Raw genomic sequence first — 11,420 nt, 5'->3', positions numbered from 1 at the left:
TATTTAGATTAAAAAAGACGGCTCTATTCCCAAAAACTGGGGGTGAGAGCCGTCTTTTTATTCGTGTCACTTAGCTAATCCGAAAAACTACAAGTTCTTCAGTGGCCTCCCTGTTGGCAGCCCTTTCTTTAATGGCTTTTCGCCATCAGCTGTTTATACGTTTCCTCGTCACAGATCATGTACAGTTTTGCATCCACGGGAATGGGAGAGTGGAGCTTACGATTGATTCCGAGGTCGCCTCGGTCAGCCAGCAGGGTAGCGCCGTGCTCGAGAAGTCCCTTGAAGGCATCCTCATACGTTCGCCAAGCAGGATTACGCGGCACCTCGTAAATATCATCCCCATACTGCCTGCTCATTAGCTGACGAAGCACCTCAGCATTACCCTCCTGCATGGCTGAACGTACAGCCAGCCGCGAGACGGCATCATGAGACAGCACGAATTCATTCACCTGCACATGACGGAAGTTCCGGATATGCTTCTCCTGCATAATTTCCACCGTGGTGTGGACATGAGGAGCTAGTCTCTCAATGCTGGATGCGATTAACAGCGATTTGCCGTCCACTAGGGAGGACTCGTCAATGCGCATATCACCGAAGATAATAGCGGCTGTTGCTCGGCTAAGGCCCGCTTGCTCGAGAATATCATCCTCCGAAGGATCTCCGCTCACAAAATGCACTTGGGACAGATGAGCCATTGGATGGCTGTTGCTCTCGTCAATAATGACAATGGACATCTCCTTGGAGTGAGCGAGAATTTCTTCAGCGGCAATCTGTGCTTTTTTGTTCCAATTAATGATGATGATGTGATTCTTACCTAGAAAGCTCAATATTCCGGCTCCTCTCTTTCGTTGCATTGCAGCTATGGAATCAATGATTTTGCCAATAACAAGGCTTAGCAGCCCAATGCCGAAGAGGTACAGGAAGATCGTTAGTATCTTGCCGGATACCGTGACCATGAAATAGTCCCCATAGCCTACCGTCGCCATGGTGGTCAGTACCCAATATAGAGCATTGAACCATGTGCCGAACGTCTCCGGTTCGAGAATAAGCGCGAGTGTTGTGCTGATCGTGACGAAGAGCAGAATGCTGACCGTGATCGCCGTTTTGCTCAGCTGCAGCAGCTTGGTGGACAGTAAGCGTAGGAATAGCATGGCGTTCCCCTTTCAGGAGACAAGAGAAGGCTGAAGCTTGCCTGTTAGTGCTACAGCCTTCTCTTTGTAATTATTGGTGCTTACGTATTGGGATGGACGTTAACTCTATTCATCGTCATTGCCTTAAATAATCAAGCTGCTGATAGCAAAGGCGAAGCCGACATAGATGGCGAACAACAGAATGCCGACGGCTGTATTGCCTTGTACGAGCTGCTCCGATACTTTGAAGCTCGGAGTGAGGAGCTCGAACAAATAATAAGCAGCGACAAGGCAGACATAACCGATTGCGAACCATAGCATCATGAACCAGATCGATGAGTTCGTATAAGCAGAGACACCCAGGATGATGGCGGTAGACATGAACTTCCCGCCAAGCGCAAGCCCTACGGCAATGTTGCCCTTTTTGAGCTCTGCCATATCGTTGTAAGGCGTAATCCAGTTGAATATAATCATGCCCAGCAATTGAAGCCCAATAATAACAACGACACTAACTACAATATTAATAACAATCGTCAATTTGCCCACCCCCGAAATTTAGCATATGCCAGGTCGTAATCTGCGAAATCATGCACTTCCTCCAGCATGACGTTCACTTTTTTCTGTTTGAACAAGGACTCATAGCGCTTATCGTCTATCGGCTGCTTGATCCGGTTGCCGGAAGGCAGCTCAACAATGGCAAAATGACGCGTCTGACCCTCGAACTCTGTTTTGTATACCCCTATAAGATCAAGCTCAGTCGTCAGCTCCAGCTTTAAGCTCGATAGATCCGTATTCGCAGCTTCCTCATCCTTGAAGGTCTTAATCGTTCTCCAGCCTGATAGGCGAATCTCATTGCGCTCTTGTGCGTCTGTGATGATCTCGGCATCCATGTATTGGAGCGTCCAGATCTTGTCGCCTGTCGCATAATTGCTGTCATTAGGCATTAACGTATTGTCTGGCAGAATCGTCATATCGCTTCCGAGCAGATCACCCACCGTGCTTTGAACGATTTGGTAATCCCATGGAACGCGAGCTGGTCCCTCTGCTTCAGCAGACGAAGTGTCGCTAGAGGTAGAGAATACAGAAGTGCTATTAGAGCTGCACGCTGTGAGAGCCAGTATGCAAGCGAGTAGCAATCCGGCTAGCAATAATCGTCGTCTCTTAAGATATTCCCGCATTTAGTTTACTCCTATCGCAATGAAATGGCTGGCATTGCCAGTGATTGGGCCGCCTGCGCGTCCCAGCATGCCGCAAGGCTGTCCGTTAATGACGAACATGCCTGTCAGCAGATGAAGCTCACCTGCTGAAGTGTGGATGTGAGCCAGCTGTGCACGCTTCTGATATACCATAGGGAATAGCTTGCTCGTATCGTATCCTTCCTGGTCCTCGAGCTCTAATTCGCCGCTTTCATTGAACAAGCGAACAGAGCCGCCTTCACGACCAAACATGGATTTGGATACGAAGCTGCCCTCGAATACAGGTTTATTGTAAGTGGGAAGCATATAGCGTCTGATCGCTTGTCGCTCTTCTTCGTTATAGAGCTGGCCGAGCTCGTGCAATCCCCATATGACCGCCATCAGTCCTTTGGTCTGCAGCAGGATGCTAAGAGGTGGATTGAATAGTGCCAGATGTCCGCGCTCCACAGCGTAGGCTAGAGCGTCACCACCATCGTCCACCGCCATCCACTCCTTCGGATATAAGGCGAACATACGGCGGATAATACGTCCTTCGGCGTCTTTCAGATGGCCGTCATCCACATATAGCTCTAGACAATCTCGGCAGGCAATCTCGATTCCGCTATGCCGAACAAGTGCTTCAATTGTGCCTGAATCCTCGGCATGCTCACCATAACTAACACATGCCGCTGTATCTGGACGCTCTACAGCCCATGCGGCTGCAATTCTTTCTTTCATAGAAGAATTGGGTGAATCGATCCCTACTTCTTGGCATAGCCATGGAGTTGCGATAGAGGCCTCCACATATCCGGTAGGGGTATCCGCATTAAGCTCCAGAAGCTTGATCATGCCTTCGTTATCAATAGCGAAGTCAAATCGAGCATAACGGCTGATTAACCCTTCCTCCGGAAGATCCGCCTGATCAACCATTTCCCACAGGATAGGAGGGATACCAATGAGCTCATACAGCCCGTGGTTTCTGTGGATATACCGCACGGCGCGATCGAATATCAGCCACAGCATGCTAGAGGCCTCCTGCAGCTCCTCGTACACCATGCGGTCCAGCGCCACTACCTGATCAATCCAGTAGTGCTCTTCGCCAAGATCGGCCCAGCCGAAACCGAGCTGTCTCAGCAGCTCCACCCGGGAGGTTCGATCAGCTTGAGGCTCTGTCTGTAAGGTGAAAACATCCTTTTTCATCCGCCGAAACCGCTGCTGCTGCTGCCCTTGCTGCTCGAGCTGCTGGAGCTGAGCCCGCTCGACTTGCCGCCAATGCCTCCGGGCTGCGAGGAAGTCGAGCGTTTGATGATGGTGCCTGTTGAGACAGATGTCTTAGGTGGCACGGAAGAGCCAGCGACCTGCTTATTTTGGAACTTGTCGCTTGAATAGGCTTTGGGTGTATATTTCGATTTGTTACTCGAATAATATGTATTTCGGTTGCTGTAATAGCTGTTCGAAGAATAGCTGCTTCCTCTATTGAATAGTAGATGATAGAGCAGCAGATCATCCCAGCCGAAGCCGGAGTTGTAATGATGGACGACAGTCGTACCGCCGCTGCCAGATGCCGACGGTTCCTCTTCTTCTCCAGCCTCATCGAGCACCGGAAGAGGCAGGCTCCAGTCCACATTCGCATCGAAATAAGCTTTCACTTCCTCGGAAGACCATTCCACTAGCTTAGGCTGCTCCACGGCGGTTGCAGAAACGCCTGTGCTGAATATGGCATTCGCCAGCAATGCGACGCCCAGCGACGTAGACAGCACCCGAATGGGCTTGCCGTCTGAGGTGAACAGGCGCGCAGGTATAGGTTTATTATCTTCTTGTGTCAAGCCGAATTCCTCCTTATCCTTCCTTAAGCATGCATAGGAACTACCAAAAGCTCCAATCGACCCGTATCGACGTTCAGCCTGCCTTCAATCGTTTCATACTCACGGCCGCCAACGATCAGATAGTTGATATGCTCCAAGGCAGCCACCATATTCATCGTCCACGTACGTTCCTCAATCTGCAGAAGCTCGCCGGTTGGACGCTTCTCCATTAGTACGACAACCATTCCATTCTCCACCTAAGCATCCCCTTAATTTCACAAAATTTCCTCGTCAATTATACCTAATACGATGCAAATAAGGTATATGTTTCGGATAAATGGGAGGAGGGAATCTGTAGCACAAGCTCTCGCATTTATCGAGATCAGAGTACATACATCCTAACAGATACGAGATTTAGGCTAATCCATATAGGAGCGGATATTCAACAACTAGCTGTAATGGGATTCTTGCGTTACATCCATACTAACAATAGGTAATATGCTCTCCACTTAGAGCACTTTGTTTACAACTTGGAAACAAGTTCGATATTCTAACGTTACATTGAAGGATTAGGATAGAAGAGAGACTGGGTATTAATGGTGTAAGTGTGCAGAAAGCGATGGTGCTATAGATGGAGAATAAAAAAATACTGGTGGTCGATGATGAGCCGAGCATTGTAAGTGCCGTATCGTATGCGTTCCGCCGTGAAGGCTATGAGGTAGAGACGGCAGGGAATGGGGAAGAGGCGCTTGCAAGAGCAGCGACATTCCAGCCGCATATCATTATTCTGGATGTGATGATGCCGAAGCTGAACGGCTATGAGGTGTGTCGGAGGCTGGAGAATCGCAAAGGGGTAGGCATTATTCTGCTTACGGTCAAAAATGATATTGTCGACAAAGTGCTTGGCTTAGAGCTGGGTGCGGATGATTACATGACGAAGCCATTCGACCTGCGCGAACTGCTCGCAAGAACCAAAGCGCTCATACGCAGGGTTGAGAAGACGATGGAGTCAGACAGTCAGGCTGCTGTTATTGAAGTCGGTGCTATACGCATTCATACCTCGCAGCGAAGCCTTGCCCTGAGTGGTGTATTAGTCGAGCTGACACCGAAGGAATTCGATCTAGCCGCCTTGCTGCTAAGCCATCCTGAACGCGTGTATACACGGGAAGAGCTGCTCGATTTGGTGTGGGGCATGGAATACGTTGGCGGCACGAGAACGGTCGATATTCATATTCAGCGCCTTCGCAAGAAGCTTGGAGACAACAGGCAGCAGCTGCTGCAGACCGTATATGGCATTGGTTATAAAGCATCAGGAGATCGCCCATGAGAATAAGCATCAAGCTGAAAATGAGCCTAGTCCTCGTTATTCTCCTCATCCTTACGGTCAGTGTGTTAAGCGTGCTCGTGCTGCGCGGGATCAAGCTGGATCAACAGCGGCGAATTGAAGCGCAGCTTGCGAAGCAAGCAGAGATAGCCGAGCAATATATCCAGCAGAACCTTGTATCAGGGGATAATCAGCTTGAAGCAGATGAGTTCATGGCACAGAAGGGTCAGCGCTTGGCGTTATATATAAGCAGGCTGACTGATATGAGAATAACGCTGTACGATGCCAGCGGCAAGGAAGCGGGCAATTCACTCCCCGTTGAAGGAGAGAATGAGAAGCTGACAGATACACTTGGGTATGCGTTGGACGGTAAAATAGCGTATCAGACCTCAGGTGATTCACTTGTGTATTTCTCGCCTATCCGTGGGGATGATGGCCTAATGGGTGTCGTTCAGCTGCATTATTCTTTGCAGGACGATCTACAGTTCGTCGAGACGATTCGGCAATTGTTTATTACTGCGGGCCTCATTGTGCTGGCAGTTGGATTCATGCTCGGATATGGTTACTTTGCTCGCTTGGCTTCCGTTATATCCAGATTAAGATCAGCTTCTCATCACATTCGTCAGGGCGAATATTTGGAAAAGCCGCCCGTTAAGCGGAGGGATGAGCTTGGCGAGCTAAGCCGGGATATCTATTATATGAGCTCCTCGATTAAGAAGCATATCGGAGACATGCAGGAGGAACAGCATAAGCTGGAGCTCGCGATCGGCAAGCTTCAGCAGCTGGAGAAGCAGCAGAAGCAGTTCATCGGCAATATTAGCCATGAATTCAAAACCCCGCTGACATCGATTAGAGCCTACGTCGATCTGCTTGGTATGTATAAGGATGATCCTAAGCTGATGGATGAGGCCGTTGGCAGCATTGGCAAGGAAAGCGAACGTCTGTATGAAATGGTTGATAAGGTTCTTCGTCTGTCGGCTTTGGAGAAATATGAATTCGAGAATCAGGCAGAAGCGGTAGAGCTGCGCGAGCTCTTGCTGGATCTGTGCGCCCGAATGGGCGGGAAGGCGGCCAAGTTCGGCCTCGTGCTCGCAACTGAACTGGAGCCTGCTGTCGTATGGGCAGACCGCGAGAGCTTGATGCATATTTTCGTAAATCTGATCGATAATGCCATTAAATATAATGTGCCTGGCGGTCGTATCGTCGTAAGCTCAGCAATTGCTGATGGACAAGTGACGATATCTGTACTGGACACTGGAATAGGTATTCCTGAAGAAGCGCGCGATAAGATTTTCGAACCCTTCTTCACAGTCAATAAAGATAGAGCACGCGTATCCGGCGGAACGGGTCTCGGGCTATCCCTCGTTCAGCAGCTGATTGAGGCGCAAGGGGGCAAGCTCCACTTTATTCATCGGAGTAAGGCAGAGGCGGAGACCGGGACAATTGTTTGTGTAACAATACCGCTGCATCGGTCGTAATTGTTTACAAGTTGGATACATTCCGAGATGGTGTTGAAACATCGGCGCTGTACAGTTAAGGCATACCGATGAGAGGGGAAATGAATGATGTTGCATACATGGAATAAGAAATGGGTTACAGTTGGTGCGGCGGCATGCTGCGCTGCTCTTATGCTGACAGCGTGCGGAGGAGGAAGCGAGCCATCAAGGGAGACAATCGAGAAGCCAGACAAGGTCATCACAGTGATGGAGCCGCCTGCGCAGTCGATTACGAAGGTAGCGGTGAGTCAAATTCAGACGCTCGAGAATATGCGGGGGCTTACATTCCTCTACGATGATCAGCTTGTTGTTCTGAAGCCTAACGAAGATGAGGATAAAATAAGCATTGAAGGAACGGAGATGTATCCGAATAACCTGTATTCGTATTCTTTGGAATCGAAGGAGAGTCAGGTGCTTCATTCCGAAGCGGCTCATCAGGGCAGCGCTATTCTGTCTCCCGATCACAACTATTTGTTCTACAAAAAGAATGTGGAGGAAACAGCACACGGCTATATTATGAATCTGGCAACGAAAGAGTCGGTGAAGGTCAGTGATGACACGATCAGCATGACATCTGGTGAATGGGTGGATGCCACTCATGTCATGTTCATCACGAACGACGGCAGAGTAGTAGTCTCGGATATCGAGGGCAATCAGACGACAGTCGTTCAGACGGAAGGTTATATTTTCTCAGCTGCTGCGGGTGAGGGTGGCGTCTATTATGTAGCTAATGAAACGTTGTATTTCCAAGGAGCAGGCGAAGAGCAGCCGGAGAAGCTCGCGGACAATGTGGTATGGGTTAACCCTTCACCGGAGAAGAAGCAGCTCGCTATCATTAAGCGCACCTCCGAGACGACAAGGACGATGACCATCACCGATACGAAGGGGAAAGATCCGATTGAGCTCGGCAGCGCCACTCAAGTATTCGGTATGAGCTGGTCACCTGATGGCACGAAGCTGGCGTACAGCTTAACCTCAGAGAATGGCGGCGAGAGTGGCATTTATGTAGCGGATAGTGTGAGCGGCGAAGCAACGTCTGTGAAGTCGGATGTGAAGTATGTTGCAGATCAGCTTAGCTGGAGTCCATCGGGCAAGAAGCTCGTAGCATCCACCTATGATGATGAGCAGCGCCAATTCAACTCCTATGTGATTACTCTCAAATAAAGAATAGTGAAAGCGGAGGTGAACAAGCGTGAATCGTAACGAGCGATTGAAGCGGTTGAGAGAAATAGAGATCATCGGCTATCGGCTGTGCTATAGCTTGCTGCAGTCAGAGCAGCTGGCTCATGAAGCGGCCAAGGAGCTGCTGCTAAGGCTGTTTCGCGATGAACGATTGTTCACCGCCGCTGCAGATCGGGTCGCTGCAATCCTGCGGCGCGAGGCCGCCATCGTATGCGGCAAGTGGCTGGAGCGTCTACCCGCTGCGGGTATGGAATAACGAGAAATAACCTTTAAGTCATGCTGCCAGAAGCAGCGGACTTAAAGGTTTTTTTCGTCACTATGATGTACTATCTAAGTGAGGCCTCTCAACGTTGCTGATGCGATGATCGGATCTTTAATGGGACGACAATCCAGAGGCGCTAGCGGGATAGAGTAACTATTTTCGCTGTTCGTGAACGTCAATTCCTTAATGGGTCGGTGAACAGCAGCAGTATATCCATTAGCGCAAATAATTTCCTTATTAGAGAAACGATGTTCACCAATAAGGACAATGGTTTCGCTAATCTGCTTGAATGACTTGCCTAGGCAGCGAAGCCGTAGAATTAGCGCAACTAGCTTCACGAATAAGGAAAATGATTACGTACCATTCCGTATCATGAGGAAAAATTGGAGGTGCTGTATATGAGACTGTTATTCAGCCTGCTGAGTAAAATTCAAAGCGGCGTTACGCCTACTTCGGAATTTTATAAAATGAAAGAAACGGAGTTTAATCCTTTTTTACTCGTTCTTGAGAAAAAGGGATTGATCCAATCTCTTAAAAAAATTCGTTTTAATTCTAATAACGAGTATGAAGTCACTTCACAGGGCATGCATTTTTTGGAGGAACACAAACATTTTAAACTGGAAATGCCAGTGGATGAAGAGGAAATTCCACATTGGATACGTTTTGAAGGAAAGGTATATAAACCAAGAGAAAAAGAAGGATTGTCTGCCGTGACTAGTCCTAGGACTACTGGACGTATAGATTATAAGCAATGGACAAAAAACATGGAAATGGCTATAGAAGCTTCCATTCGGCGAAATGGGAGAGGCCTATTGAATGTCGATGCTCAAGCGACCGAAGAGGAAATTGCAACGGTAGAGGCGCAATTGGGAATAGCCATTCCCGAATCGTTCAAGCTTGTATTAATGGGTTACGCCAAAAGGCTTCACTTCTATTGGCACGTTCCTGAATCGGAAGCATGCGTATTGAATTATGAAGCATGCATGTTGAATAATGAAGAGTACTATGATGCAAGCGAATTAGAATCGGAGCTAAAAATACAAGGGGGCGGCTTCTTGGATGATGGCCTCTGGGATTTGGACAAATTATTAGACTACAATGTCATGAGAGACGACCTTGATTATTTAGATGATGAGTATAAGCAGCATTGGGCTTATTCACTTGTTTTTGCGCGAGACGGAATGGGAAGCTATTATGCAATTGATTTGAAATATAATGTAGGAGAAGTCATTTTTTTATCAAGCGAAGGTCATTATCACGGGTGGAGGTTAGGGCAAGATTTTGAATCTTTTTTTGATAATTGGTTAAAGGTCGGGTGCCCTGGAGCGTATGTGAAAGATTTGATCGCTTTCTCTACATATGAATCTTCATATGTCTCGGAGAACTCTGCTGGCTCCAAAGCGCTGAGAACATGGTTAACAGCAAAAGGTTAAGGTCCGCGAACCAAAGAAGCGAATCCCTTCTTTTCCAGAGGAATTCGCTTCATAACGGGTTAGGGAAATTGCCGCAACCTACTTCATATTTCTAGTTCGGCACTAGTGGCTTCTCCAGTCCGAATGCCTCTGCAATCAGCTGGTAGGATTTGATCCGAGGCTCTAGATCATGGATCGAGCTCATAATGAGCACTTCATCTGCATGGTATTGTTCAGCCAGCCGGTGAATGCCTGCTTTGACCTGATCCGGAGTTCCGATGACACGGTTCTGCCGCATATGGTTAATCATCATGTAGTCATTCTCGGTGTACGGATAATCGCGAGCGGTTGCGATGGATGGGAAGGCATGCTGATCCACGCCTCCGCGCAGCAGCAGGAAGAATAAATCCGTGCTGAAGGCGAGCTCATTGGCTTCTTCCTCAGTCTCAGCGCAAATAGCAAGCACAGCGACCATAGCATGCGGATGCTCGTTCGTGATCGATGGTGTGAAGTTGTCCAGGTAATGCTTCATTGCCGTTTCTCCGCCAGGGCTTCCGAAGAATTGAGCGAATGCATAAGAGGTTCCAAGCTGCGCGGCAATTCGGGCGCTCTCGTAGCTGGAGCCGAGCAGCCACACCTCTGGCGGCTGAGGGATGCTCGGTGCTGCATGCAGCCCAGCAAAAGGATGACCGTCTGGAAGCTTGTTATGCAAATAACCGACCAAATCCATAATCTGCTGTGGATATTTGGCGATATCGACGTATTTGTTTTCCTGCAGCGCTCTTGTAGCGAGCGGCATGCCGCCCGGTGCACGGCCAAGGCCGACATCGATGCGGCCGGGATGAAGCGCTTCGAGCAGCTTGAAATTCTCAGCGACTTTATAGGCACTGTAATGCGGCAGCATGACACCGCCTGACCCGACGCGAATGTGAGAAGTGGCTGCCGCCAGATGGGCAATCAGAATCTCAGGGGTAGAGAAGGAGAGCATTCTGCCTGCATGATGCTCGGAAATCCAGAAGCGGCTGTAGCCGAGCTTTTCCGTCTCCTGCGCCAGACGTGTTGTGCTGGCTAAGGTCTGAGAGGCCGTCTGGCCTTCTCCTATATGGGACTGGTCTAATACACCCAGTTTGATCAAAGTGCTGCACCTCCGAATAAATGACGTTGCTCAAGCGGGAAAACCATCTATGTCCGATTATACACCAGCCAAATTCAAATGCCGAATGTACCCTAATATAGGTGCAAATATTGACTTCGGCGCCTATAAAGGGTATTATTACACAATCTTGAATACGAACAGTAAGGGTGAAAATCTTGAATTCAAAACTGCAAATTAAGAGTGTAACCTTAGCGGACAAAGATCTGAATTCCGGTTTATACCAATTCATTATGACACTTAGCGAAGGCTCCAAGGCAAGGCTGTTCTACCGCAGCAACCCAGAGTGGAAGCTGACAGGCGTAACTCGTATGCTTAACGTACCTTGCCCGCTCTGTCGCAAAGACTACTACTGCAACTGCTTTGAGAAAAATGCAGCATTGTTTGATTCTCAAATTACGGAGCAGGATCTGATTCCTGTTTCAATGAGAAGCTAATAAGAGCATCTCGCACTTGAACAAGAACCGGCTTCGTCCCTCAG

The 11,420-nt window shown here is 48.7% G+C and carries 14 protein-coding genes; 6 read left to right on the top strand and 8 right to left on the bottom strand.

Annotated elements, in window-relative coordinates; translation table 11 throughout:
* Positions 1-128: 128 nt before the first annotated feature.
* The 6 genes from AC6ESP_RS28590 to AC6ESP_RS28565 form a co-directional block, all read right to left on the bottom strand.
* On the bottom strand, positions 129-1,151 hold the full coding sequence (locus tag AC6ESP_RS28590; protein ID WP_497100171.1) for a potassium channel family protein: 1,023 nt from the start codon (positions 1,149-1,151) through the stop codon (positions 129-131).
* 123 nt (positions 1,152-1,274) lie between these two features.
* On the bottom strand, positions 1,275-1,667 hold the full coding sequence (locus AC6ESP_RS28585) for a DUF350 domain-containing protein (protein ID WP_497100169.1): 393 nt from the start codon (positions 1,665-1,667) through the stop codon (positions 1,275-1,277).
* Positions 1,664-2,308, bottom strand: a complete 645-nt coding sequence (locus AC6ESP_RS28580; protein ID WP_497100168.1) for a signal peptide protein — start codon at positions 2,306-2,308, stop codon at positions 1,664-1,666. The genes AC6ESP_RS28585 and AC6ESP_RS28580 overlap by 4 nt, the downstream gene beginning before the upstream one ends.
* On the bottom strand, positions 2,309-3,505 hold the full coding sequence (locus tag AC6ESP_RS28575) for a glutathionylspermidine synthase family protein (RefSeq protein ID WP_497100167.1): 1,197 nt from the start codon (positions 3,503-3,505) through the stop codon (positions 2,309-2,311).
* Positions 3,502-4,131, bottom strand: coding sequence for a hypothetical protein (locus tag AC6ESP_RS28570; RefSeq protein ID WP_497100165.1), 630 nt, complete (start codon positions 4,129-4,131; stop codon positions 3,502-3,504). The genes AC6ESP_RS28575 and AC6ESP_RS28570 overlap by 4 nt, the downstream gene beginning before the upstream one ends.
* 23 nt (positions 4,132-4,154) lie before the next feature.
* Positions 4,155-4,367 carry a hypothetical protein gene (locus AC6ESP_RS28565; RefSeq protein ID WP_497100164.1) on the bottom strand — a complete coding sequence of 71 codons (213 nt, stop codon included), beginning with the start codon at positions 4,365-4,367 and terminating at the stop codon, positions 4,155-4,157.
* Positions 4,368-4,741: 374 nt separating this feature from the next.
* Between AC6ESP_RS28565 and AC6ESP_RS28560 the strand changes: the two genes are divergently transcribed.
* The 4 genes from AC6ESP_RS28560 to AC6ESP_RS28545 all read left to right on the top strand — a co-directional run bounded on the left by AC6ESP_RS28560 (position 4,742) and on the right by AC6ESP_RS28545 (position 8,368).
* The gene (locus AC6ESP_RS28560) at positions 4,742-5,437 is read left to right on the top strand and encodes a response regulator transcription factor (protein WP_497100163.1); all 696 of its coding nucleotides are present in this window, start codon (positions 4,742-4,744) and stop codon (positions 5,435-5,437) included.
* Complete coding sequence (locus tag AC6ESP_RS28555; RefSeq protein ID WP_497100162.1) at positions 5,434-6,912, top strand: ATP-binding protein; 1,479 nt, start codon at positions 5,434-5,436, stop codon at positions 6,910-6,912. Before AC6ESP_RS28560 ends, AC6ESP_RS28555 begins: the two co-directional genes overlap by 4 nt.
* 87 nt (positions 6,913-6,999) lie before the next feature.
* Positions 7,000-8,094 carry a hypothetical protein gene (locus AC6ESP_RS28550; protein ID WP_497100161.1) on the top strand — a complete coding sequence of 365 codons (1,095 nt, stop codon included), beginning with the start codon at positions 7,000-7,002 and terminating at the stop codon, positions 8,092-8,094.
* Positions 8,095-8,122: 28 nt separating this feature from the next.
* A complete protein-coding gene (locus tag AC6ESP_RS28545; protein WP_497100160.1) occupies positions 8,123-8,368 on the top strand; it encodes a hypothetical protein in 246 nt (81 codons plus the stop codon).
* Between the two features lie 74 nt (positions 8,369-8,442).
* Here AC6ESP_RS28545 and AC6ESP_RS28540 read toward each other — a convergent pair whose 3' ends face one another.
* A complete protein-coding gene (locus tag AC6ESP_RS28540; RefSeq protein WP_497100159.1) occupies positions 8,443-8,712 on the bottom strand; it encodes a hypothetical protein in 270 nt (89 codons plus the stop codon).
* Between the two features lie 60 nt (positions 8,713-8,772).
* Between AC6ESP_RS28540 and AC6ESP_RS28535 the strand changes: the two genes are divergently transcribed.
* The gene (locus AC6ESP_RS28535) at positions 8,773-9,807 is read left to right on the top strand and encodes an SMI1/KNR4 family protein (RefSeq protein WP_497100158.1); all 1,035 of its coding nucleotides are present in this window, start codon (positions 8,773-8,775) and stop codon (positions 9,805-9,807) included.
* A 91-nt stretch (positions 9,808-9,898) separates the two neighbouring features.
* Here AC6ESP_RS28535 and AC6ESP_RS28530 read toward each other — a convergent pair whose 3' ends face one another.
* The gene (locus AC6ESP_RS28530; protein ID WP_497100157.1) at positions 9,899-10,921 is read right to left on the bottom strand and encodes an LLM class flavin-dependent oxidoreductase; all 1,023 of its coding nucleotides are present in this window, start codon (positions 10,919-10,921) and stop codon (positions 9,899-9,901) included.
* A 176-nt stretch (positions 10,922-11,097) separates the two neighbouring features.
* On the opposite strand from AC6ESP_RS28530, the gene AC6ESP_RS28525 reads away from it, so the two are divergent.
* Entirely contained in the window at positions 11,098-11,376 is a 279-nt protein-coding gene (locus AC6ESP_RS28525) for a hypothetical protein (RefSeq protein WP_497100156.1), read from the top strand.
* The last annotated feature ends 44 nt before the right edge of the window (positions 11,377-11,420 follow it).

It is taken from the genome of Paenibacillus xinjiangensis (genome assembly GCF_059686975.1).
The sequence above is the reverse complement of the archived record's forward strand: the minus strand, read 5'-3'. Positions and strand labels throughout refer to the sequence as shown.